The organism is Streptomyces sp. NPDC002232 (assembly GCF_042890295.1).
In the GTDB taxonomy this organism is placed as follows: domain Bacteria; phylum Actinomycetota; class Actinomycetes; order Streptomycetales; family Streptomycetaceae; genus Streptomyces.
On sequence record NZ_JBIARV010000003.1, the window covers coordinates 1,185,345 to 1,207,685 of the forward strand.

At 70.3% G+C, this 22,341-nt stretch carries 20 protein-coding genes and 1 pseudogene; 12 read left to right on the top strand and 9 right to left on the bottom strand.

Annotated features, from left to right (window positions below):
• Window positions 1-37 precede the first annotated feature (37 nt).
• Both ACFYXU_RS17735 and ACFYXU_RS17740 read left to right on the top strand, forming a co-directional pair.
• Window positions 38-352 carry a hypothetical protein gene (locus ACFYXU_RS17735; RefSeq protein ID WP_389458370.1) on the top strand — a complete coding sequence of 105 codons (315 nt, stop codon included), beginning with the start codon at window positions 38-40 and terminating at the stop codon, window positions 350-352.
• Window positions 353-530: 178 nt separating this feature from the next.
• Window positions 531-971 carry a hypothetical protein gene (locus tag ACFYXU_RS17740; RefSeq protein ID WP_389458373.1) on the top strand — a complete coding sequence of 147 codons (441 nt, stop codon included), beginning with the start codon at window positions 531-533 and terminating at the stop codon, window positions 969-971.
• A 241-nt stretch (window positions 972-1,212) separates the two neighbouring features.
• Here the strand turns inward: ACFYXU_RS17740 and ACFYXU_RS17745 are convergent, their stop codons facing one another.
• Window positions 1,213-1,920 (bottom strand): methyltransferase domain-containing protein, encoded by a 708-nt coding sequence (locus ACFYXU_RS17745; protein ID WP_389458375.1) that lies wholly within the window; start codon window positions 1,918-1,920, stop codon window positions 1,213-1,215.
• A 192-nt stretch (window positions 1,921-2,112) separates the two neighbouring features.
• Here ACFYXU_RS17745 and ACFYXU_RS17750 point away from each other — a divergent pair, with 192 nt between their 5' ends.
• Genes ACFYXU_RS17750 through ACFYXU_RS17765 form a run of 4 tightly spaced genes read left to right on the top strand, consistent with a single transcriptional unit; the run spans window position 2,113 to window position 6,891 of the window.
• Window positions 2,113-3,285 (top strand): polyprenyl synthetase family protein, encoded by a 1,173-nt coding sequence (locus tag ACFYXU_RS17750; RefSeq protein ID WP_389458377.1) that lies wholly within the window; start codon window positions 2,113-2,115, stop codon window positions 3,283-3,285.
• A complete protein-coding gene (gene crtI, locus ACFYXU_RS17755) occupies window positions 3,282-4,838 on the top strand; it encodes a phytoene desaturase family protein (protein ID WP_389458379.1) in 1,557 nt (518 codons plus the stop codon). Before ACFYXU_RS17750 ends, crtI begins: the two co-directional genes overlap by 4 nt.
• Complete coding sequence (locus ACFYXU_RS17760; protein ID WP_389458381.1) at window positions 4,835-5,878, top strand: phytoene/squalene synthase family protein; 1,044 nt, start codon at window positions 4,835-4,837, stop codon at window positions 5,876-5,878. The genes crtI and ACFYXU_RS17760 overlap by 4 nt, the downstream gene beginning before the upstream one ends.
• Window positions 5,875-6,891, top strand: a complete 1,017-nt coding sequence (locus ACFYXU_RS17765) for a DUF5914 domain-containing protein (RefSeq protein ID WP_389458383.1) — start codon at window positions 5,875-5,877, stop codon at window positions 6,889-6,891. Before ACFYXU_RS17760 ends, ACFYXU_RS17765 begins: the two co-directional genes overlap by 4 nt.
• A gap of 72 nt (window positions 6,892-6,963) precedes the next feature.
• Here the strand turns inward: ACFYXU_RS17765 and ACFYXU_RS17770 are convergent, their stop codons facing one another.
• From ACFYXU_RS17770 to ACFYXU_RS17780, 3 genes are all read right to left on the bottom strand, one after another.
• Window positions 6,964-8,544, bottom strand: coding sequence for an FAD-dependent oxidoreductase (locus ACFYXU_RS17770; protein ID WP_389458385.1), 1,581 nt, complete (start codon window positions 8,542-8,544; stop codon window positions 6,964-6,966).
• Between the two features lie 36 nt (window positions 8,545-8,580).
• The gene (locus ACFYXU_RS17775; protein WP_389458387.1) at window positions 8,581-9,753 is read right to left on the bottom strand and encodes a lycopene cyclase family protein; all 1,173 of its coding nucleotides are present in this window, start codon (window positions 9,751-9,753) and stop codon (window positions 8,581-8,583) included.
• Window positions 9,754-11,010: 1,257 nt separating this feature from the next.
• Window positions 11,011-11,625, bottom strand: coding sequence for a YdeI family protein (locus ACFYXU_RS17780; RefSeq protein WP_389458389.1), 615 nt, complete (start codon window positions 11,623-11,625; stop codon window positions 11,011-11,013).
• A gap of 278 nt (window positions 11,626-11,903) precedes the next feature.
• Here ACFYXU_RS17780 and ACFYXU_RS17785 point away from each other — a divergent pair, with 278 nt between their 5' ends.
• Complete coding sequence (locus ACFYXU_RS17785) at window positions 11,904-12,224, top strand: hypothetical protein (protein WP_389458391.1); 321 nt, start codon at window positions 11,904-11,906, stop codon at window positions 12,222-12,224.
• 232 nt (window positions 12,225-12,456) lie between these two features.
• Here the strand turns inward: ACFYXU_RS17785 and ACFYXU_RS17790 are convergent, their stop codons facing one another.
• Window positions 12,457-12,768, bottom strand: a complete 312-nt coding sequence (locus tag ACFYXU_RS17790; RefSeq protein WP_389458515.1) for an HIT family protein — start codon at window positions 12,766-12,768, stop codon at window positions 12,457-12,459.
• 238 nt (window positions 12,769-13,006) lie between these two features.
• On the opposite strand from ACFYXU_RS17790, the gene ACFYXU_RS17795 reads away from it, so the two are divergent.
• Window positions 13,007-13,480, top strand: a complete 474-nt coding sequence (locus ACFYXU_RS17795) for a hypothetical protein (protein ID WP_389458393.1) — start codon at window positions 13,007-13,009, stop codon at window positions 13,478-13,480.
• A gap of 715 nt (window positions 13,481-14,195) precedes the next feature.
• On the opposite strand, the gene ACFYXU_RS17800 is transcribed toward ACFYXU_RS17795, so the two are convergent.
• A protein-coding gene (locus ACFYXU_RS17800) for an IS5 family transposase (RefSeq protein WP_389458395.1) occupies window positions 14,196-15,064 on the bottom strand; the annotation gives its coding sequence in 2 pieces (ribosomal slippage) (window positions 14,196-14,725 and window positions 14,725-15,064; 870 coding nt in all).
• 142 nt (window positions 15,065-15,206) lie between these two features.
• On the opposite strand from ACFYXU_RS17800, the gene ACFYXU_RS17805 reads away from it, so the two are divergent.
• The 3 genes from ACFYXU_RS17805 (at window position 15,207) to ACFYXU_RS17815 (ending at window position 18,796) form a co-directional block, all read left to right on the top strand.
• The gene (locus ACFYXU_RS17805; RefSeq protein ID WP_389458397.1) at window positions 15,207-15,695 is read left to right on the top strand and encodes an RHS repeat-associated core domain-containing protein; all 489 of its coding nucleotides are present in this window, start codon (window positions 15,207-15,209) and stop codon (window positions 15,693-15,695) included.
• Window positions 15,696-16,403: 708 nt separating this feature from the next.
• Complete coding sequence (locus ACFYXU_RS17810; protein WP_389458399.1) at window positions 16,404-16,574, top strand: CsbD family protein; 171 nt, start codon at window positions 16,404-16,406, stop codon at window positions 16,572-16,574.
• 233 nt (window positions 16,575-16,807) lie between these two features.
• Window positions 16,808-18,796: an amino acid transporter gene (locus ACFYXU_RS17815; protein WP_389458401.1), complete on the top strand. Its 1,989-nt coding sequence runs from the start codon at window positions 16,808-16,810 to the stop codon at window positions 18,794-18,796.
• Window positions 18,797-19,424: 628 nt separating this feature from the next.
• Here the strand turns inward: ACFYXU_RS17815 and ACFYXU_RS17820 are convergent.
• The 3 genes and pseudogenes from ACFYXU_RS17820 to ACFYXU_RS17830 form a co-directional block, all read right to left on the bottom strand.
• Entirely contained in the window at window positions 19,425-19,793 is a 369-nt protein-coding gene (locus ACFYXU_RS17820) for a PRC-barrel domain-containing protein (protein ID WP_389458517.1), read from the bottom strand.
• Between the two features lie 1,389 nt (window positions 19,794-21,182).
• Window positions 21,183-21,590: pseudogene (locus ACFYXU_RS17825) on the bottom strand (DUF6879 family protein); the annotation flags it as partial.
• Between the two features lie 34 nt (window positions 21,591-21,624).
• Window positions 21,625-21,798, bottom strand: coding sequence for a CsbD family protein (locus ACFYXU_RS17830; protein ID WP_329857392.1), 174 nt, complete (start codon window positions 21,796-21,798; stop codon window positions 21,625-21,627).
• Between the two features lie 313 nt (window positions 21,799-22,111).
• Between ACFYXU_RS17830 and ACFYXU_RS17835 the strand changes: the two genes are divergently transcribed.
• Window positions 22,112-22,273 carry a hydrophobic protein gene (locus tag ACFYXU_RS17835; protein WP_361392824.1) on the top strand — a complete coding sequence of 54 codons (162 nt, stop codon included), beginning with the start codon at window positions 22,112-22,114 and terminating at the stop codon, window positions 22,271-22,273.
• Window positions 22,274-22,341 lie beyond the last annotated feature (68 nt).

Sequence of the window (22,341 nt, forward strand, 5' to 3'; positions counted from 1 at the left end):
CGCGTCGATGCCGGACCGGAATGCCTACGCTCGTCGTATGACCGAGACGGAGATTCAGCTCAAGGCGATCGCGGCGCTGACGGCCCTGCGCGGGGGAGTGGGCCAGGACTACGTGTCGGACCTGCTCGGCGAGGTGGTCCCGACACGATTCCTGGTGCCGGACACCGACGACGCCGTGGAGGTCGGAGCGGCGGTCCTGACCCAGCTCACGGAGCCGGTCAGTGCTCTGGTTCGCGGGTTCATCCTCGCCTTCGAGACCGTGGCCGACGCCTACGACCGGACGGAGTCGGGCGAGCCCACCGAACAGATCCTGCAGGCTCTGGCACTGGAGATCGTACGCGAAAGCGAGTGACCGACCCAGCCCCCGGTACCCGGGCCGCCCGCCTCCGCCACACCGCTCGTGGCGGCAGTGGGCGCTGCTCAGCCGTCGGCTTCCGTCCCGGCGAGGCCGAACGGTCGGGGAGAGAGTTTCCTACGCCGCTTGGCCCCACCACCGACCCTCGAAGCGTTCAGCGGGCACAAGAACCGGCATGGACAGCACTCACGAGACGGACCCGGCACACCAGGTTCCGGAAGGCGTCGACGAGAAGACGGTGCGCGCTCTGGGCGCGCTCTCGAAGGCGTTGGAGACCACCGAGCGGGCCCGCGGGCACCTCTACGAGTTCCACCAGCTGACCGGCACCGCCGACTTCGAGCTCGGCGACGCGGTGCGGCTCCTGCGGGAGGCCGGGCACGAGGAGCTGGCCGATCGGGTGGAGCGCGACATCGTGGGCCGCAACGTCATCCCGGGCCGCTGGACGTTCCAGATCGTCGAGGAGTACAACGCGACCTACTACCAGCCCTTCGCCGCGCTGGAACGGAAGATCGTCGACGAGGTGGGCGGCGGGAGGGACCACCTCCTGGAGGCCCGCCTCAAAGCGATCCGCCGAACGCCCGGCCACCCCGACCACGGCGCGACCCCCTCCTCGTGAAGGCCCGGACCCCTGTCGGCCCATCTCGTGGAGACCCGGCAGTCCGTCGGCTCACCTCGTGGAAGGCCGGCCCTCCGCGGGCTCGCCTCGCGAAGACCCGGTCCCCTCCGGCTCACCGTCACTCGCGGATTCCTACGTCATGCGCGGGCCCGGTCCCCTCCGGCCCACCGTCACCCGCGGATCCCGACGTCATGCGCGCGGGCCCGTCCCCGCGCGAGGGCATCCCCCGCGGTCGGAGGAGTCAGGGCCGGGCCGCGACGAAGGTGTGGGTGATTCCCGTCTGCCACCCGGGTTGGGGCAGACAACGGACCCGCGTGAATCCGGCCCGCCGCAGACGGGCCGTGAAGACGTCCGCCGTGTCGAAGTCCAGGACGCTGCGGTAGAGATGGCGGTACAGGGCGGCGTCCCGGTTCAGACGTGCCCAGGGGCGCACCAGCCCGTTCATGACCGCCGCCCACAGGAGCCGGTTCTCCGGCCGGCCACTGAGGGTGTACTCGTGGATGGACACCCGGCCGCCCGGCCGCAGCAGTCGGTGCACGGTCCGCAGCACGGCGTCGGGGTCCGCGACGTTGCGCAGCAGGTAGGCGGCGAAGACGGCGTCGTACGGGCCGTCGGCCTCGATGGTGCCGAGGTGCTCGACCGGCGCCTGGACGAAGCGGACCCGGTCCGGCCACGACTTCCTCCGCGCCCGCGCGAGCATCCCGGCCGAGGCGTCCACGCCGGTGACCGTCGCGAGCGGAGCCGTCGCGAGCAGCGCCGCCGTCGACGTTCCCGTCCCGCATCCCAGGTCGAGCAGGGACAGCCCGGCACCCCCGTCGGGCAGGCCCAGGCGACGGGCCGAACGGCGGAGGTGCGCGCCGTACCCCGGACTGGCGGACGTCATGACGTCGTACGTCCGCGACGCGTGGTCGAACGCCGACGCGAGGTCGGCGTCACGCAACGGTTCCATGACCACTCCCGTGTGAGAAGTCCGCTGTGCCTGGCGCGCGGCGGGGACCGAGCCCGCACGCTACGGCGTCCGCGTGCTTCTGGCGCACCTATGTCACTCGTACGGCCCCATGAAGGCTGCATCCACGGGCCGGAGCGGTACCGAACTGACATCAAGACCGCTCCGCCCACGCTCGGCAGCAAGGGAAGCGACATGCACACGCTCGATCCGCCGACCGTCGATCGCGATGTCACCGCGGCTCTCGACGTCGTGCTCGGAGGCATGGCCGCGCAGCGCCTGGAAGAGGCCCGAGCCGTGGACCCGGTCTTCGCCGCGGACATCGCGGGACGCGTGGTGTCCTTCACGCTGTCGGGCGGGCGCCGCCGCAGGTCACAGCTTCTGTGGTGGTCCCTGCGCGCCTGCGGCGGCGGACCGGAGGAGACGGAGGCGGCCCTTCTCGTCGCGGCGGGTGTCGAGCTGATCCAGACGTGCGCCCTCATCCACGACGACGTGATGGACGGATCCTCCCTCCGCAGAGGCGAACCCGCCGTCCACGCGTCCATCGACGCCCAGTACGAGACGGCCGGGCGGCCCCGCCCCTTCGCCACCTTCGGCCGCTCCGCCGCGGTCCTCGCCGGCGATCTGGCCCTGGCCTGGGCGGACGACGCGTTCACGGAGGCGCTCCTGAAGAGCCGGCACCCCGCCGCACTCGGCCGGCAGTGGCGCGCCATGCGCACCGAGATGGTCGCGGGCCAGTACCTCGACCTTCAGTCCCAGGCCACGGACGCCGGCTCCGCGGCGCGGGCCGTACGGACCGCGGTGCTCAAGACGGGACGGTACTCCGTACTGCATCCCCTCCTGCTGGGCGCGCGACTGGCAGGCGCGGGCGGACCGACCACCGAGGCCCTCGGCCGGGCCGGACTCTGCGCCGGGCTCGCCTTCCAGCTCCGGGACGACCTGCAAGGGGTCTTCGGGGATCCGGCCACCACGGGCAAACCCGCCGGAGAGGACCTCCGGGAGGGCAAGGCCACATATCTGCTCGCCGTCGGCCGCGTGCTCTGCGCCCGCCGGGGCGACGCCCAGGGCCTGAGACTGCTCGAGTCCGTGGTCGGTTCGGCGGCCGCGACGGACCGGCAACTGCGCGAGGTCGCCGATCTGCTCGCGGGGCACGGAGCGCGGGACCAGGTGGAGGCACGGATCCACGGCCTGTGGGGCCGCGCGGTCAGGACCCTGCGCGGGGCGGCACTCGCCGACGAACCGACCGAACGCATGGCGCGGCTCCTGGCCGACGCCGCCGGGGTCGAGCCCACGTCCGCCACCGGTCGTACCGCGTCCGCGGAACCGGCACCACGGCGCGCGGTCGCCACGACGGGAGGAGCGAGGTGAAGACGATCCCGGGCCGGACGGACCACGTCGTCGTGGTGGGAGCGGGCCTCGCCGGGCTCTCGACCGCCCTGCACCTGCTCGGTGCCGGGCGTGAGGTGACGATCGTCGAGCGGGACCCCGGCCCCGGCGGACGCGCCGGCCGGACGGAACTCGCCGACTACCGCCTCGACACCGGGCCCACCGTCCTCACGATGCCGGACATCCTCGACGAGGCCTTCGCCGCCGTCGGGGACAGCCTGCGCGACCGGGTCGAGCTCGTGCCCCTGCACCCGGCGTACCGGGCGCTGTTCTGGGACGGAAGCCGCATCGACGTGCACACCGACGCCGAGGCGATGGCCGACGAGGTCGAGCGGTTCGCCGGAGCCGCCGAAGCGCGCGGCTACCTGCGCATGCGGGCCTGGCTGAGCAGGCTGTACGCGGTGCAGAAACGGCGCTTCATCGACGCGAACTTCGACTCGCCCGCGCAACTCGTCCACCCCGACCTCGCCCGCCTTGCCGCGCTCGGCGGCCTGGGACGCCTCGACAGAGCCATCGGCGACTTCCTGTCCGACGACAGGCTTCGCCGGGTCTTCTCGTTCCAGGCCCTGTACGCCGGGGTCCCCCCGGCCCGCGCACTCGCGGCGTACGCGGTGATCGCCTACATGGACACCGTGGCCGGGGTGTACTTCCCTCAGGGCGGCATGCACTCCGTCCCCGCCGCCATGGCCGACGCCGCCGAACGGGCCGGAGCACGGCTGCGCTACGCGGAACCGGTCCGCCGGCTCGAACGGACCGGGTCACGCGTCACCGCCGTCCTCACCGACCACGGCCGCATCCCGTGCGACGCGGTCGTGCTCACGCCCGAGCTTCCCGTCTCCTACCGGCTGCTGGGACGCACACCCCGTCGCCCGGTACGAAGGCGGTACTCCCCGAGCGCGGTGATCCTCCACGCGGGGACCGACCGCACCTGGCCGGTGCTCGGCCACCACACCCTCTCCTTCGGCTCCGCCTGGTCCCGGACCTTCGACGAACTCACCCGGACGGGAACGCTGATGACCGATCCGTCGCTCCTCATCACACGGCCCACGGCGACGGATCCCACGCTCGCTCCGCCCGGCAGACACCTCCACTACGTCCTCGCCCCCTGCCCGAACACCGACATCGGGCCCGACCCGATCCGGTGGGGGGAGCTGGGACCCGCCTACCGCGACGCACTCGTCCGGGAACTGGAGGCACGCGGCCTGCACGGATTCGGGGACTCGATCGAGAAGGAGATGCTCGTGACCCCGGCCCACTGGGCCGAGCGGGGCCACAGCGCCGGCACCCCGTTCTCGGTCTCCCACTCCTTCCTCCAGACCGGACCGTTCCGCCCGCGCAACCTCGTCCGCGGCACGGAGAACGCCGTCCTCGCCGGATGCGGCACCACCCCGGGCGTCGGCGTTCCGCCCGTGCTGATCTCCGGGAAGCTCGCCGCACAGCGCGTCACCGGCGGCGCCGCGCCGGCACGGAGCCGTGCCCCCGGCCGGGACGCCCCCGGTGCACGGCCGGCCTCCGCGCGACGGGACGGGCGATGACGGCCCGCGAGCTCGACGCCGCGGGCGTGACCGACCCCCGGCTGCGGCAGGCCTACACCGCGTGCCGCCTGCTCAACGCACGCCACGGCAAGACGTACTTCCTCGCGACCCGGCTCCTTCCCCTCGACCGGCGCAGCGCGGTCCACGCCCTGTACGGCTTCGCCCGGCACGCGGACGACATCGTCGACGACATGGCCACCGCCTCGTCCCCGGCCGAACGGTCGAGCACGCTCGACGCCCTCGAAGAGCAGTGGCACCGGGCCGTACGCGGCGAAAGGGTGCGGGAACCGGCCGTCGTCGCCGCCGCCGACACCCGGGCCCGGTACGACATCTCCGCACGCCACTTCGACGACTTCCTCGCCTCCATGCGCAGTGACCTCTTCGTACGCGACTACGCGACGTACGACGACCTGTGCGGCTACATGTACGGCTCGGCCGCCGTCATCGGGCTCCAGATGACGCCGATCCTCGGGACCGTCGTACCGCGCGAGGAGGCGGAACCGTACGCCGCGGCCCTCGGGATCGCCTTCCAGCTCACGAACTTCCTCCGCGATGTGGGCGAAGACCTGGACCGCGGCCGGGTCTACCTTCCGGCGGACCTGCTCGCCGAGTCCGGGACGGACCGGGACATGCTGCAATGGAGCCGCCTGACCGGCTGCCGGGACCGGCGGATCACCGCCGCGCTGAGAGCGGCCGCGGCACTCACCCACGACGCGTACCGACGGGCCGAGCCCGGCCTCGACCTCCTCGACCCGGTGTCCGCGCCCTGCGTGCGGACGGCCTTCGTGCTGTACCGGGACATCCTCGACGTGATCGAGGAGGAGGGCTTCGCCGTCGTGCACCGGCGGGCCGTCGTCGGCGGACGCCGCCGAGCGGCCGTCGCGCTTCCCGGTCTCGCGCGGGCGTGGGCCGCGCGCAGCAGGACACGGACCCTCTTGCGGAAGCGAGCTCCGGGCGGCGAACCCCCGCTGCCCGGAGAGACCTCCGCGCCCACCGCGGCCGCACGGGCCCCTGAGCGCACGAGAGGCGACGCCCCATGAGAGGAAGCCGCCGACAGCCGGGGCGAGGCCGCGTGCCCTTGAGGGTACGGACCGGGGCGGTGCCCTGGGAACGCCAGCAGCCCACCTGGCAGCAGGCACGCCCCGCGGCGATCGCGGCCTCGCTCGAGCGGGCGATGTCCCGGCCCTCGGGCAACTGGTACGTCGTCGGCGCGAGCCGCGACATCCGCCGCGACCGGCCCACCGGACGGACCGTCGCGGGCCTCGAACTCGTGCTCTGGCGCGACGAGGAAGGGCAGGTGCGCGCGGGGCCGGGCGCCTGCCCGCACCTGGGGGCGCCGCTCAAGGACGCGGTGGTGCGCTGCGGCACCCTGATCTGCCACTGGCACGGCCTGGCCCTGGAGGGCACCCCCTTCGCGGGCTGGGAGCCCCGGCCCGCGTACGACGACGGCGTGCTGGTCTGGGTGCGGCTTGACACGGCCGGCGGAGAGACCCCGACCGGGCGCCCCGGGATCCCCCCGCGCCCGCCCGCCGCGACGGCGGTCTCGGCCGTCTACACGGGCCTCGGCACGTGTGAGCCGCAGGACGTCGTCGCCAACCGGCTCGACCCCTGGCACGGCTCCTGGCTGCACCCGTACTCGTTCGTGGACCTGAAGGTGCTCGACGCGCCGGAGGACGAGCTCCGCGAGGAGGACGCGCTGGTCGTCGAAGTGTCGTTCAAGGTGGCCGCCCGGGCCGTCGTCCCGGTGACCGCGGCCTTCACCGCGCCGGGGCCGCGCACGGTCACGATGCGCATCCTGGACGGCGAGGGCGCCGGATCCGTCGTGGAGACCCATGCGACGCCGCTGACGCCGCCCGCCGCCGCCCTGCCCCGTACCGCCGTCGTCGAGGCTGTCATCGCCACGTCGGACCGGCCCGGCTTCGCCGCCGCGCGGACCCTGGCGCCCCTGCTCCGCCGGATGATGCGGTCCACGGCGGGGCGACTGTGGCGCGACGACCTCGCCTACGCGGAACGACGGTGGCGGCTGCGCAGCACGGGACGGTTTCCGGGGTAGCCCGCCTGCCGCGGGCCCGGCCCGGCCGCGACGCTCCGGAGCTGCGCCCCGGTACGAGAGGTGCCTGAAGGACTACTGCCCACCGTGCGTGGCCGGGTGCCGTCCGCCCGCGCGCGCCATGAGCCGGAGAGCGGCCGACCGTCCCGCGGTCGGCACCGTCCAGAGCGTCTGTCCGCGCAACCCCCAGCGCCGCAGGTGCGCGTTCGCGGCGAGGAACCCGGTCGTCGCCGCCCGCTCCATGAGGGCGACGGGATGGTCCGTGCGTACGAGGTCCCCGGCCACGGTCACGGTGGGATCGGACGTGCCGACGGTGGGCCTGGCCTCGTGACCGCCGACGACGAACAGCGGGCAGTCCGAGCGCAGTTCGTGCCGCTCGTCGACGACGCGGGCCGCCCTGGTCTCGGGGTACACGCGGTGCAACTGCGTGAGCAACTCCCTTCCCAGCCGCTCCCGGTCGGCGCCGTGGCCGACGGCGTACGCGTGCAGTTCCACGACGGCACCGCCCGACCCGGCCGCCCACCGGGCCGCCTCCCCCTCCCACCGGTCGAGCACGCTGACGTTGTCCAGGGGCCCGTACCCGCTCGTGCCCAGGAAGCCCTGCCGGTGGCCGCCCACCGGCCTGTCCAGCCAGAAACGCGACACGAGGAAGGGGGGTGCCGTACGCAGCGAACCGATCCGGCCGCGCCACGCCGCGTCGCACAGCGTGGGGGACCCCGAGACGATCGAGCGCAGGCCGTCGGTATCCACGGCCAGCACGACCGCGTCCACGCGTCGTGACCCCGACGCGGTCGAGACGACGTGCCCGCCACCGGGCGCCGCCGTCAGACCGTCCACGGCGGTCCCGGTGAGGATCTCCACCCCGTGACCGCGCAGATAGCGGGCGAGCGGGTCCCACAGGGCCTGGGGGTAGGGCTCGTCGGGCACGTCGAAGAGCAGCCCCTCCGAGGAGCCGAGGAAGTAGATGTGGAACATCAGGACGAGCTCGGCGGCCGACAGTTCCTCGGGGTCCGCGAAGAAGCTCCGGGAGAAGACCTCGAACGCCAGGTGCCGCGCCGCCGCCGGGAACCGGATGGAGTCGAGGAACGCGCGGGCGCTGAGCCCGTCGTAGCGCCGGTAGACCTCCGGCAGGCTCACGTCGAGCAGGGGCAGTGCGTCGCGCGGGCTCATGCGGGCCAGATCGCTCCAGCCGAAGCTGGGGCTGCGCGCGACGAACCCGACGGCGCTCCAGGGCGGGGTGCGGGGCACCCGGGCGAAGCTGTCGTGCAGTCCCGAGCCGTGCCGCAGCGGGTAGTCGGGAAGACCGGTGAGCCGGTCCAGACCGGGGTCGACACGACGCAGCAGCCCGCGGAGGTTGTAGTACTGCCGGAAGAACGCGTGGAACCCCCGGCTCATCGTCACGTGCGACCCGTCGCGCAACACCTCGGGCCACCCCGCCAGTCTCCCGCCGAGCGACGGCTCCCGCTCGTAGAGCGTGACGGCGACACCCCTCTCGGCGAGGATCGTGGCCGCCGCGATCCCCGCGATTCCGCCCCCGATGACGGCGCAGGCCGGCCGCCGGCCCGGGACCGGCCGGGACCGGCCGGGGTGGGCCGGAACGACCACGGCCTTGCGGTCGCGTCCGCGCGGAGCGGAGCCGGGAGGGGCGAAGCGCATGGCAGGAGTCCTTCCTGTGGTGTGAACGGCGCGGGCTCAGCGGGCCCGACGGCCCGCGAAGGGCAGTTCGGCGATGAGCCGGAGCATGGTGGGGACGGGGGTGCGCAGACCGATCCCGACGTCTTCGAGCAGCCTCGTACGCCCGTCGAGGAAGCGCAGGAGACGCTCGGCGGGGACGGATTCGAACAGACGCGTGAAGAAGTCGGGGCCGGAGAGGCGCCCCGAGTCGAGGCCGAGGAGGACGACCCGGTCCATCGCGAGCGCGCGCGCCGGATAGGCAGCCGGCGGCAGCGGTTCGCGGTTCGCGTGGACGAGAGCGGCCACGGCCCTGGTCTGCCGCTGGATCGCCCCGAAGGCGTATCCGGTCGACGGCCTCACGGCTCCGCCCGCGGCTCCGATGCGGAAGACGCCCCTCCCGGTCCGACGCGGGTGCGAGGCGTCCGTCATCGGAATCCGCCCCTGCTCCACCGCGCGCACCTCGAAGTCCTCCAGCCCCAGCAGGGAACCGGTGTAGTGCGCCAACGCCTCGTCGTAGGCCTCTTCGGAGAGGGGTCCCGCACTGAACTCCGTGTACTCCACGAGAGCTTCGTTCGGGTTCAGAGGCAGGACGTAGCCGAAGGAGAGGCCGTGCGGCGGTTGAAGGGTACGGAAGTCCATGAGGTCGACCGCGTCCGGCGTGAAGGCGGGATGCTCGGTCCGGACGAACCAGCCCTTGAAGTGCTGGAGCAGACCGACGCGGGCGGAAGGCGCCGGGTCCACCGGCCGTGAGTCGAAGACCCAACGGGCCGTGATCCGCTCCTCCGCACCACCGGCGCCACGGCAGAACACGGTGGCGCCGTCGGGCCGGTCCCTGATCTCACCGACCGAGGCCTCGACGAAGCGCGCGCCCGCGACCCACGGCTGGAGCTCCCGGGTGAAGCGCTCCGAGGAGAGCATCTTGTACCGCAACCCGCCCAGGTCGCGCCGGACGGCACGCCCGTCAGGCGCGTGCAGCCGCACGGACCGCCACGAGGCGCTGAGCCACGGGTCGTAGGCGCCCGCACCCCGCTCCCAGTAGCACCAGGTCCGGGGCGGAGGGCGAAGCGGCCCCGGCGGAGCATCGATCACGGTGACCCGGGGCGCGGGCACACCGGGCGGAGGGTTCAGCAGACGCCAGACCAAGGAGAGACCGGCCGCACCGCCGCCGACGACGACCACATCGCACTGCACGGAGCGACTCTCCTCTCGGCTGTGCGAGGCCCGGGTGGTCCGGCCCTCGCGGCATACGTTCGCACGCGGAACCCCGGAATCCACGTGGACCGGTCCGCGCCTACTCCGGGAGGACGCAACCGCTCTTCCTCTGCTCCGAGTGGTTGGGCGGCGGAGAAGCCTCCGGATGCGAAAGCTCCAAGGAAACGGTCCGATCGGGTTAACACGAGATCCACCCCGGGGTTCGCGCTCGACCAGCCCACGGCGCAGCGGCGGGGGAGGGTCCCATCGCTCCGCGCGGCCCAAGCGGTTCCCCCGCGCGAGGGCGAGCGAACGTTTGCCTCGTCCCGCCCCGCCCCTGGTCGACGCCATGACCAGCGCGCCCGCCGGAGTCGCGGGAGAGGTTCCGGGCCGTCCGCGTGCAGGGAGGTCTTCCCCTAGCGCGGCTCGTCATCACCGCCGCCGTCATCGCCCTGCTCGCGAGGCTCGCCACGAACCGGTTTCTCCGGCCGAAACTCCTCAGCGAGGACGACGACTCAGGCAAGGCCGTCAAGGACCTCCTCGGCCCCCTGCTCACCCTGACCGTCCTGCTTCCCCGCCTTCGTCCTCGTCACCGCCCACGGCGGCTACGGGCAAGGCAGAGGTAGCATCCCGCGGCGAAGCCCGAGCGCTAGACCAGCTCGTCGAGACCGCCGAATAGGCCCCGGCGCGCCAGCGGGGACGTCTCCAGGCCGACGCCGTCTGCTACGCCCGTGCGGTACGGACCCAGGAGTGGCCGGCCATGGCGGACGGCGACGGCTCGTCGGCCCCGAGCGTCTGGTCGACCGACTTCCGAGCCGTCTCCAAGACGCTGGAGGGCGAGCCGTCCGTCAACATGCTGATCGCCCCCGACAACAAGCGCTCCGACGAACGCGAGGAACGACTCACCCAGGCAACCGCCAGCATCCCCTCCGGGCGGGCGGGGGCAGTCGGCGATCACGAACCCTCCCCATCTGCCGGTCGCATCGGTGGCCGGCATCGCACGACGCACGCGGGCGGCGGGCGGAAGATCCTCCCTCTTGAGGGCAGGTGTTCTCCCGGGAAGCGCAGTCGACGGAAGCGCCGTGACGGAGCGGCCCGGACCGTCAAGGAGCCTGGGACGGCCGTGACCGGCAAGCATGCGGAGAGCCGCTCGCGAAGCAGCTTTCGATCCTCGTCCGCTGAGTATCAGTCAACGAAACACGTCAACCAACGTCGATGCACCGAACGGGAAGCGCACTGGCTCCGGCAGGTGCCCTGTCACGATGTCGGCAGGATCGGTGGCTTGGCCCGTTGCGGGTGGATGGTCTCGTGCCGGGCCAACATCGCTACGCACTCGGTGATCTTCCGGGCGCGGGTTTCGGCGCGCTTGGCGGCATTCACCCGGTGGATGAGTGCGAAGCGGTTGGATTTGGTGAGCACCTCGAACATCGCCTGCGCCGCTGGGTCTGCGGCGATCGCTGCTCGCAGGTCGGCCGGGACCTCCGCTTCCGATGAGGGTGCGTAGGCGGCCGTCCACCTGCCGTCGGCCTTCGCGGCGTCCACCGCTGCGCGGCCGGCAGGCAGCATCAGGCCCGCGGCCTCCAACCGGGCCACGTTCGCGACATTGCGCTGGGACCAGATGCTGCGGGGGCGGCGCGGGGTGAGCCGCCTCCAGGAACTCTCCTCGTCACGCTTGCGAGCCTGGCCGTCGATCCAGCCGAAGCACAGTGCCTCGTCGACCGCCTGCTGCCAGGTGAGCGTAGTGACGGAGCCGCCCTTCCTGGTCAAGGCGAGCCACACGCCCGGCGAGCTGAGGTGGTTGTCCAGCAACCACGCGCGCAGCGCCGCGCTGTCGGCAACGATCAACTCATCCAGTTCGGTTCCGGGCACCACCCCAGGTTAGTACGGCGATCCGGTGCTGAGATCTGGCGCGGTAGCCCGTCGAGCGGGCGGCGCCGGTACCAAACCGGCGAGTCCTCACTTGAGCCACTATGCCGATCACCCTGACTACCCCAGACACCCCTGAGCAGAGATCGCTTGTGGGACAGCCGCTACCTGGGCTCGTGACAGCCTTTCGGTCAATTCGCCTGGTGCCTCTGGTGCGATGATTCGGCGTCGATCAGGATATTTCCGACCGATAGCTTCTGTTTGATCCTTCAGAGGAGACAAACATGCGCGTTTATCATCGTATGGGCGCTGTCGCGGCATCCATCGTGCTGGCGAGCGGGGGACTGCTGGGATTGAGCTCGCAGGCCGTGGCGTCGCCGTCGGCGCTGTCCTGCGGCTCACCCAAGTACCTGGTCGGAAGCGGAGGACACCACGGTGCCTCCATCAGCTGTACGGGATCGGCGTTCACCGAGTTCATCGACTGCTACAAGGCCGGATACGGCACCTACCGGCACTTCGGCAACCGCGCGGTGTCCGGAGGGACATCGACCACCTGGTGCGATGTGAACGCGACCGTCACCCATGTGGGGGTCACGCCCTCCTGATTGAGGGCCTGATCGACTGGGGACTTACAAATCTGCGCTCTGGATTTCGTCCGTCTCGGACGGCCGCTCCTGCGGCAACGGCCCGGCATCGGCATCACAACTGCCGGGGTCGGGCCGTTTCTGCCCGTATCCACCGACGCGGCCCTATCCACGGCTCTGGCCCGCCATGAGCAGACGACCGCCAATTCATGCGCTTTGGACCTGTGCCCTCGGATACGCGACACCATCTGGCTCAGCTTCGGCCCTGCGCGTCCACGGCCAATACGTCGGAGATCCGGGCTGCTGGATCTCCGGAGAACCGATGCTGGGACCGCCCTGCCGGCCAGGTGGAGAAGCCGTCGTCCACCCTTCGCGGGACGACAGGGAAGTGCAGGTGAGGCACCGACTGCTCTGAGCCCGGACCGCTCGCGCTGAGGATGTTCACGCCGGTCGCGTTCAGCCCGAACCGCATCGCGTTGGCCAGACGCTGGACCAGCGCCGTCGTCTCCGCGAGAACCGCGCACGGGGTGTCGAAGAGACCGGCGAAATGAGACGTTGGTACCACGAGGGGTGTGGCCCGGAGCAAGAGGGGTGAGCGGTGTGAACGAGCACGCCAGGGGCCCGCGGGCTACCCACTGTGCGCAGTCATCGGCGATGAGCTGGCAGAAGGTGCACGACATGCAGACCACATTCCCACGCATCCTCGACGCGTCGCGAGAGAGAGTACTTACCGGAGAAAAGACGGGAAGCGCGCCGGGCTCGAACTGACCGTGCTGCCCCCGACCTTCCTAGAGCGACCGAACATGCGAGGTCCGTACCGGTTCTCCGTCGCGGAGAACCAGTTTTACGTGGTGGGTGACGGCGACCCCGGTCAGCTGACGAACCGGACGATCGCCGCGGCCGGGCACCATGGCCTGGCTGCGGGAGGCACAGACGACGTCGTCGCGATCACGGGAATCAGCGCCGGAACGGCCACAATTTGTTTCGCCCTGTCACCCGCCCGGCTGGCCCCCAACGTGTCGCAGCTTTGGGAGGACGTCGCCGAACTCGACTACACCTCCACCACAGAGACCGCTCACCTCGCGGCCTGCATGGGCCCCGACGAGGAGAGCGACGACATGGAGGTCTACAACATCGACCTGGCTTTCGCCGGCCCGGGCAACTACCGCATGCGCCTCCACGCCCGGGGCAGAGGCATCAACCCCGACGGCGTCCAGGAGGACAGCGAACCCATCGCCGAGCACTACCTGCTCCAGGTCTGGCCTGCCGGAACCTGACTGCCGCCTGCTCGCCACCGGCCCCAGGTAAACGAGCTGCGTCCTCCCTCTGCTCCTGTCTCCGCCCTCGGTTGAGCACTCCGCCAGGCTCACCTGCTCGCAGGATCAGAAAGGATCTCGCCCAGGCCGCCTCCGGGCCGTTCTCGCGCGGGAACTCCCGGGCGCCGAGAAGCTGTGTGGCTGGCGTTCGCCGAGCGGCAGGGCTGCCGAGGCACACGTAGAGCGCGCCGGGCGGGCCCGTGCCCAAGCGGCGCGCAACAGAGGTGTTGGCGGGCTCGGGACTGTCGCGGCGGGTGATGAGTGAGTCCAGTTCGTAGCGGCTCACCGCTCCAGGACCGCGGGGCGGAGGACGCCACCGGCATCGGAGTTACTGATCGTTTCAGAATGAAGCGCTTGGTCAGAAAGTTACGCGCTGCGATGATGCGAACTCGACTGGGCGGTGGGGGACGGGGACACCAGATGACGCGGTGGCAGCTCTTGCGGGGAGACGTCCTGCTCGGTGAGCTCAGTGAGTACGGCTGTGATCAGCCGTTCTTCTTGGCGCGCTTCACCCCGGGACCTGGCTGGGAGAGCGTGAGGCCGTTGTTCGAGGCATTGGCGGCCTACAGGGGCCCGGACCCGGACGGGCTCAGGTTCGTCGCCCTGGCCAAGCCGTTGCAGGATTTGGGGCTCACACTGGCTTCGGTTGACGGCCAGCAGACTCCGTTGCAGCTCTTCAAGGACTGCATGGTGCGCATCTATGGGGCTGAAGCTCGCCTCCGCTACTGACCGAGCGATTGGCCATTCGTTGAAGCTGGCGCAGACATATCAGGCTGCAGGCCAGTTCGAGCAGGCCCTGGTGGAGATCGGCGCGTCGTTCGTAGCGGGTGCGGGGCCGTTTGAACTGGTGCAGCCAGGCGAAGGCGCGCTCGACCACCCAGCGCACCTTGCCCAGTCCTGATCCGTGGGCGACGCCGCGTCGGGCGCTCAGCGGTTTGATGCCGCGTTTCCACAGCAGGCGGCGGTACGTGTCGACGTCGTAGCCCCGGTCCGCGTACAGGCGCCGGGGCTTGCGACGAGGCCGTCCCCGCTGGCCGCGAATCGACGGCACGGCGTCGAGCAGGGGCAGGAGCTGGGTGACGTCGTGCCGGTTCCCGCCTGTCAGAGTTACGGCGAGCGGGGTTCCGTGAAGGTCGACGATCAGGTGGTGCTTCGAGCCAGGACGGGCCCGATCGACGGGCGAGGGGCCGACGTGATCCCCCCTTTGAGAGCCCGGACGTGCGACCCGTCCACGGAGCAGTCGTCCAGGTCCAGCAGGCCGGCGCGACGAAGCTCGGTCAACAAGGCGGCGTGCAGGCGAGGCCAAAGACCGGCCTCGGTCCAGTCCCGCAGTCGGCGCCAGGCCGTCACACCAGAACAGCCCACGGTCGCCGCGGGGACATCGCGCCACGCGACACCGGTCCGCAGCACGTACATGACGCCGACGAGCGCCACTCGGTCGGGAATCCGCAGCCGCCCCGGGTGGCGGTGGCGCCGTTCCGGGGCGGGCGGCAGCGGAGGGGCCACCCGCTCCCACAGCTCGTCAGGAACAAGATCAGCACGCACCAGGACACCTTGCCGACCAAGATCGTCGAACACAAGACCCGCAGCTCAACTCATTCTGAAACGATCAGTTAGTGGGCAGGGCACCACCACCGCCGGCACCGACATCGCATTCATCCGCGAGCCCCCGGGCACACTCAACTCCGTGCGCAACGAGGGGAAGTCCTCCTGTTACCTCACCGACGGCACCGGCAAGGTCCTGGATCTGGTTGGCGAGGCGGGCAAGCGCACCCACACCTACGTCTACACGGCCTACGGCACCGAATACAGCGACCCCGTCGAGACCTTCGCCCACCCAGCCCTACCGCTACGCCGACGCCTACCTCGACCGACCGGCCTGTACAGGATGGGCGCCCGCTCCTACGACCCCCACCTCGGCCGCTTCACTCAGCCCGACCCCTCCGGCCAGCAGGCCAGCCCCTACCTCTACACCGTTGGCGACCCCGTCAGCCACATCGACTCCGCCGGACTGTGCATGCTCTCTTGTGTCGGCGGCGTGGGAGCAGTAGGCAGAGCAGCCGCTGCTGAATGCGGATCGGCACGGATCGCGACACCGGCTGCGCTCGGCATCGCGGGTGCAGGCCTTGGAGTAATCGGCTCGGGATTGGGGGTGATCGATGACTGCTCATCGTAAGACGACAGTTTTCAAAACCATCTATGCAGGATTCATACTGGTTGCCGTCGGTGTGATCATGTTCGTGATCGACAAGTTCCTTCTGTGAATCTAATACACTGGCCGGTCCTGTGATGTTAAATTCACGGAACCGACCAATAGTGCACAAGGGTCGCCCTTTGAACCATCACAATAAATTGCCCCACCTGTCGACACCACGTTCCACCACATCGCGCTGGGCCTGACCGGCACCACCACCGGCCTGCTCAGGTTCTGGGACGTCACCGGCATCGGTGTCGGGGCGAGTGTCGCCTACTTGCCATCGGTGCAATTTTGGCTGTCGGTGGCCTGCCCTTCTTGTGTAAAGGTTCCACACGATGAATCTCTCAGCGATCATTCCATCCTTTGCTGCCGAACTCCCGAGCTGGGGCATCGTCCTGGTCTTCGGGATCTTTATCGTGGCGGTTCTGCTCGTCCTATCCTTCCGTCGGTAACCGACGTCATGCTCGACGGCGCTGAGGGCTCCGTCTGGGAGTCCGCCACTCTCACGACGCAGACGCAGACGCAGACGCAGACGCAGACGCAGGCGCAGGCGCAGGCAGAGGCGGACGCGCCGAAAGCACTCCGCCGCACCCGACGCCGCAACCCGCCTCTGACCGCCGTCAGGCGAGGCCAGGACAACGGTGCTTCCTTCGCAGGCCGGCCCACCCCAACGACGCTGCCTCGGTCATGCCCGGTGGCAGGCGAAGCCTGCCCAGCGCGGCCGACAAGGCCAAGGCCAAGGGCAAGGTCAAGGAGCCGGTGAGCAACGAGCAGCTCGAGGCTGCGGGCCGGACCGATCAGGCGAAGAGCGACGTCAATCAGACCGGCGAGCGCATCAAGGACGTCGTCAAGGGCTGATCCTCGGGCCTTCCCGCACATCGACGGGGCCGCAGTCACCCTCGCCAAGGGCTGCGGCCCCTTGTTGTGCCCGATGCCGCCAGGTTCCCCCCGCTGGACGGAGGCTCTGTCACGGGCCGGCCTGTGGTTCGTCGGTCCCGGTCAGGGCAGAGCTTCGGGAAGGCCGCATACTCAGTGGTCGTCGCGGGTGCGGGAGCGCACCACAGTCAACGGGTTTCAGGGGTGTGGGGGACATGGCAGACGTGGACGACCTGGCTGCTGCGGATGTGGTGGAAGACGCCGCACTGCCGCAACGCCCGAAGAGTGATCTGGCGCGCTGGTTGCTGCGGCACCGGGTGCAGCCGGTCGGCGCGACAGCCCAGGAGGATTCGGCCGCCGCGCCGGAGTCACATGCCTGGTGGAAGGTGATGTGCCTGACCGGTGTCGACTACTTCTCCAGCCTGGCCTACGTCCCGGCGATCGCCGCGCTTGCGGCGGGCGCGGTCTCCCCGCTGGCTACCCTGCTGCTGGTGGCTCTGACGTTGCTGGGGATGCTGCCGATGTACCGGCGGGTGGCCGGCGAGAGCCCGCACGGCGCCGGATCGGTGGCCATGCTGGAGGACCTGCTGCCGTTCTGGCGGGGGAAACTGTTCGTCCTGGCGCTGCTCGGCTTCGTCGTCACCTCGTGGATCATCACCATCACCCTGTCCGCGGCCGACGCATCCGTACACGTGGTGGAAAACCCCTACGCCCCACAGGCCCTGCACGGCCATGAAGCCGCCATCACCGTGACGCTCCTGCTGCTGCTGGGCGGTGTGTTCCTGCTCGGGTTCAGCGAAGCGGTGAGCGTGGCCATCCCGCTGGTCGCCGTGTTCCTGCTCCTCAACGCGGTGACCATCGCAGTCGGCCTGTTCGACGTGTTCACCACCCCGGACGCACTCTCGAAGTGGACCGGAGCCCTGACCGACGGCGGCGGGCTCGGTGACCTGGCAGGCCCGGCACTGCTGGCATTTCCCCTGCTGGTGCTGGGCCTGTCCGGCTTCGAAACCGGCGTGAGCATGATGCCGCTCATCTCCGCCACCGGCGAGAGCGCCGAGCAGCGGCTGAAGTCCCGCATCCGCAACGGCCGCAGGCTCCTGACGACGGCCGCGCTGATCATGAGCGTCTATCTGCTGAGTTCCAGCTTCGTCACGACCATCCTCATCCCGCACGAGGAGTTCGAACCGGGCGGCGAAGCCAACGGCCGCGCCCTGGCCTATCTCGCCCACAAACACCTCGGCGAAGCGTTCGGCACCGCCTACGACATCAGCACCATCCTGATCCTGTGGTTCGCCGGCGCCTCCGCGATGGCCGGGCTCGTCAACATCGTTCCCCGCTATCTCCCCGGCTACGGCATGGCCCCCGAATGGGGCCGCGCGGTGCGCCCCGTCGTCCTGGTCTACACGCTCCTGTGCGTCATCGTGACCTTCGCCTTCGACGCCGACGTCAACGCCCAGGCCGGCGCCTACGCCACCGGCATCCTCGCGATGATGGTCTCCGGTGCCTTCGCCGTCACCGTCTCCGCCCTGCACCGCCGTCAGCGGGCCACCGCCGCCGGCTTCACCGTGCTCACCGCGGTCCTGCTCTACGCGCTGGTGGCCAACATCATCGACAAGCCGGACGGCATCGTCATCTCCGCACTTTTCATCATGGGGATCATCACCATCTCACTGATCTCCCGCATCTCACGCACCACCGAACTGCGCACGGACAGAATCGAGTTCGACGAGGCCGCACGCCGGTTCATCACCGACACCCTCGCCCACGACGGCGCCATCAGCATCATCACCAACCGCCGCCAGGCCGGCGACGGGGCCGAGTACGCCTTCAAGGAACGCGAACAGCGGGCGGCGAACCCGGTGCCCTACGACGCAGACATCCTGTTCCTGGAGATCGACATCGTCGACCCCTCCGACTTCAGCGACACCCTCAGCGTCCACGGCGTCGAAGTCGACGGATACCGGATCCTGCGCGCCCAGGCCCCCGCCGCCCCCAACGCCATCGCCGCGATCCTTCTCACGCTGCACGACACCACCGGCGTCCAGCCGCACTGCTACTTCGCGTGGGCTGAAGGCAGCCCTCTGACTCACATGTTCCGCTACTTCCTCCTCGGCCGGGGCGACACCGCCCCCCTCACACGCGAGATCATCCGCCAGCACCAGCCCGACCCCGCCCGCCGCCCCGGCATCCACGTCGGAGGCTGAGAGAGCACGCCGGCGAGTTCCGCCTCATCCCTCCTCAATCTCGCGGCCGAGCTCTGACTTGACCCGACGACGGTCGCAGGAGCCGGGGCATCTGTAGCCCGACCCGCCCGAGCTCAGCGCGCTCTGGACCCTGTGGGTGCGCGCTGGACGATGCTGCTTGTCAGGGGTTGCTGAGCGGGCGGGTCTGCGCGGGCGAGACGTTTCACGCCGGTTGGGCGGTTCTGGGTCTGCGGGCCTGCTCCGTCCTGGATGCGGCCGCGGGACTGCGTGCGGTGTACGAGCCTCCTCGGGGCAGGACGTGCTGCACGTACGCACGCGTCGATGACGGCACGCTGGAGACGTTTCAGGGCCCGGCGCAGCGCCCCGACGCAACGATCACCATCACGGAGGACAGAGTGGCAGCGGTCACCGGCGCCAGCCCGCTGACGCCCTACTGCGGCCGCACCCACCCGTCGCCCTGCTGCACAGAGACGTTCCGAGACCTCAGTGAGGGCGTTGTGCTGCATACGGATGCTTCGCCGGAGGGCTGCTCCGTGGCCGGGGGCTCGAATGTGGGTTTCATCGCCCTCGTACGAGATCGGCCCCGCACCCAAAGGCGTGGGACCGATCGCGTTGTACGGGAGGGTGGTCAGGCGGGGCGGCCGCCGAAGGGGGCACCGGTGCCGTAATAGGTGCCGAGGTCCCGCCGGTATCCGGCGTCGCTGAGGTGCTTGTCCCGGTGGAATTCGGGGGCGTTCTTGACCTGTTCCTTGGTGAGGTTGACGAAGATCTTCTCGTCCTGGGGGTCGACCCTGATGACGGTGCTGGCCGGCAGCAGGACTTCCTTGCCGAAGATCCATACGCCGGTGTCGACGACCAGGTAGGAGTCGTCGAGCTGGTCGGAGTGCTTGTCGACCTTGCCGATGCTGCCGTCGGTTGCCTCGACCTTGTATCCGGTCAGATCGGTACCGGCAAGGTGGCCCGACGTCGACTGGTAACTCCACATGTGATCAGTCATGCGAAAACAACTCCTCGGTGTATGAGAGACGGCGGGAAGAAAACCCCTGTCGAACTCTCCTGTTCCGTATGGCGTGCTCGGCGGATGCTCTGCAGTCCGTCCGGCATCCGCCTGCCCTGATTCCTCCGCACGACACAGCCGTGTCAGGGCCAACAGGAAACGGGGTTCGCGCAACCCGGGGAGGTGGGGGTGATCGAGCCTCGTGATGGGCGGCCGTGGGTGCGCGCCCGGGCCGTTATGGGAAGGGGATCGGTCTGGCTCGGTCTGTTGTCGCGCAAGCCCCCGTTTGTGCGGTTGAGTCGATCGGTGTTCTTGCGCGATAAGTGGGTGGAAGATGCGCGGTTCTCGCCGGGGAGGCCGCTGTGTCGGCGTGGCGGGAGGCGCGGCTGGTACGGCAGAGACCTCGTCCTCGTATGTCGAGTGGCTTGGGTGTGTGTGGTGTTCCGGTTCGGGGGCAGAGGGTGGGGGAGCGGATGACATGGCCGCTCTCGCAGGCCCGGCAGTCTTCCCTGTCCGCCGGGCCCGGGCACGGTGGGGGCCGGCCCGTACCTTGGGCGGGTGCGGGCCGGTCACCGTGGGTCCGTTTCTTTCTCGCCCGGCCGCTGGAGTCCGGGACACGGACGAGGATGAGCACATGAAGCACCCCCGTCTGCCCGTACGGCTTCTCGCCCGGGAGTCCTTGCCCGGTGTTGCGAGGCGCTGGGGCACGTAGACGGTTGACTGCTGCGCGGCGGCGCGCACTGGCTCGTCACCCGGCACGGGGGCACGGTCACCACGAACAGGATCAGCACCGTTCAGGCGCGGGTCTTCGCCGCCCGCACCACACGGCCCGAACCGGCCCGCGACTACTGTTCGCCTCTGCCCGACGGCGCCCTGGCCACCAGCACGCGGGAGGCCGTCACCGTCGAGAACCCAACGGAACCGTCCGCTGGGAACACCACCACCAGGACTGGCGGCAGGCACCCGAGGCATCCAGCGCCTGCACTCCCGACCCGGCCGCGTCCTCCTGGCGACCATGGCCGGACCTCTCGGGCCGGAGGGGCCCTCCAGGGGCGACGTCTGCCGCGCCCTCCACCTGACACCAGGGGCGAGGTTTGCGGCCCCACACAGGCGGACGAGCAGTTCTTCGTCCGCCTCGACTGCCCGACGGCTTCGACCCCACGCGGCCTGGTCCTGGACCGGGCGCTGTGTCGGCCGCCCTCCGGCCTTCGAAGGGCCCAGCCGGGCGGCTGGGGCGGGTTGGAGGCTGGGTGAGCCGAGTGTCTCGGCGGTGATGAGACGTTGCCCCCGGAGGCGGGTGCCGAGGGCCTCGCGCGCCTGCTGACAGTCAGCGCTCCCCGGCCGCTCGTGCTGCACAGCGGCGACGAGCTGGCCGTCGAAGGCGTCGTTTGGCAGGGAATCGGCCACGGTTGCGTGTCGGATCTGGACGTGGCAGAGCACCTCGGCGCGTTCCGTCGTGACTTCGACGTCGGGGGAGGCGGCCTGATCGTCGAAGAGGACAATGACGACCGGTCGAGAGTCGATGACCGGGAAGTCCTGCGCCGGGATCGATACGTGCTCGGCCTCCGTCCTGCCGCCTCGCGCAGATGTCCTCGCCGGTGGCCGCGCCGCAGAGGGCGGGGGACAGCAGGAACTGCCATCCGGGCGTCGGTGGGTTGTCGTCGCCCCGCACGCGTCCTGGGCATCTCCGGCCGCTGTGGGGGAGGGTGGTTTCGGGGTTGTGAGGTGTCCTGGCCTGTGCCCGGTGTGTCCGGGGGATGCCGTGAGGCCCCGACCGGGGGGTGGTCGGGGCCTCACGGGTTTTCAGGGGGAAAGGGTGTAGGGGGCGGTTCTAGTGGCGGAAGGTGTCCTTGATGTCTTCCTTGGCCTGGCGGGCGTTTCCCTTGGCCTGGTCGGCGTGGCCTTCTGCGGTCAGGCGTTCGTTGCCGACGGCGCGGCCCACGGTTTCCTTGACCTTGCCCTTGGCCTGCTCGGTGTGAGCCTTGCTCTTCTCCGTGCCCGACATCGGGACCTCCTCGTGAAGTAACCGGCTTGGTCTTGGCTCCCGCCTGCTCGTGATGGCGAGACGTAAACCCATGAGGCAGCGAGACGCTCGGGCGAGTGTGCATACGGAAGGCGTGATGCCGGAGTACCCGCGGACGAGAGCGCACAGTGCCCGTGGAAGGAGAGCGCGGGGACGGCGGGTGTCGTGCAGTCCGGCCTGGCATCGGCCCGGCGTCAACGGATCCCTCTGCCCGCCTGCACGTGTAAAAAACGCATAAGTTCGTATGCATGATCGAGGAATGCTCGGGCAACCGGTGTCTCGGAGGTTGATAACTATGGTTCCCCTGCTTCTCGTTCTTCTGCTCATCCTGATCCTCTTCGGCGGCGGTTTCGCGGTACAGGCCCTGTGGTACGTCGCGATCGCGGTCCTGGTCCTGTGGCTCATCGGCTTCGTCGCCCGTCCGAAGGGGAGCAGTGGTCGCTGGTACCGCTGGTAGACGGGCCCTCGCGCCCACAACGCATGACGGCGGTGGCCCACCCCCACTCCGGGGGTGGGCCACCGCCG

Bases quoted from the DNA above. Each gene is read 5' to 3' on its own strand.
- ACFYXU_RS17735 (WP_389458370.1), top strand. From the start codon at position 38: ATGACCGAGACGGAGATTCAGCTCAAGGCGATCGCGGCGCTGACGGCC.
- ACFYXU_RS17740 (WP_389458373.1), top strand. From the start codon at position 531: ATGGACAGCACTCACGAGACGGACCCGGCACACCAGGTTCCGGAAGGC.
- ACFYXU_RS17745 (WP_389458375.1), bottom strand. From the start codon at position 1,920: ATGGAACCGTTGCGTGACGCCGACCTCGCGTCGGCGTTCGACCACGCG.
- ACFYXU_RS17750 (WP_389458377.1), top strand. From the start codon at position 2,113: ATGCACACGCTCGATCCGCCGACCGTCGATCGCGATGTCACCGCGGCT.
- ACFYXU_RS17760 (WP_389458381.1), top strand. From the start codon at position 4,835: ATGACGGCCCGCGAGCTCGACGCCGCGGGCGTGACCGACCCCCGGCTG.
- ACFYXU_RS17765 (WP_389458383.1), top strand. From the start codon at position 5,875: ATGAGAGGAAGCCGCCGACAGCCGGGGCGAGGCCGCGTGCCCTTGAGG.
- ACFYXU_RS17770 (WP_389458385.1), bottom strand. From the start codon at position 8,544: ATGCGCTTCGCCCCTCCCGGCTCCGCTCCGCGCGGACGCGACCGCAAG.
- ACFYXU_RS17785 (WP_389458391.1), top strand. From the start codon at position 11,904: ATGCGCGTTTATCATCGTATGGGCGCTGTCGCGGCATCCATCGTGCTG.
- ACFYXU_RS17795 (WP_389458393.1), top strand. From the start codon at position 13,007: ATGCGAGGTCCGTACCGGTTCTCCGTCGCGGAGAACCAGTTTTACGTG.
- ACFYXU_RS17810 (WP_389458399.1), top strand. From the start codon at position 16,404: ATGCCCGGTGGCAGGCGAAGCCTGCCCAGCGCGGCCGACAAGGCCAAG.
- ACFYXU_RS17815 (WP_389458401.1), top strand. From the start codon at position 16,808: ATGGCAGACGTGGACGACCTGGCTGCTGCGGATGTGGTGGAAGACGCC.
- ACFYXU_RS17820 (WP_389458517.1), bottom strand. From the start codon at position 19,793: ATGACTGATCACATGTGGAGTTACCAGTCGACGTCGGGCCACCTTGCC.
- ACFYXU_RS17830 (WP_329857392.1), bottom strand. From the start codon at position 21,798: ATGTCGGGCACGGAGAAGAGCAAGGCTCACACCGAGCAGGCCAAGGGC.
- ACFYXU_RS17835 (WP_361392824.1), top strand. From the start codon at position 22,112: ATGGTTCCCCTGCTTCTCGTTCTTCTGCTCATCCTGATCCTCTTCGGC.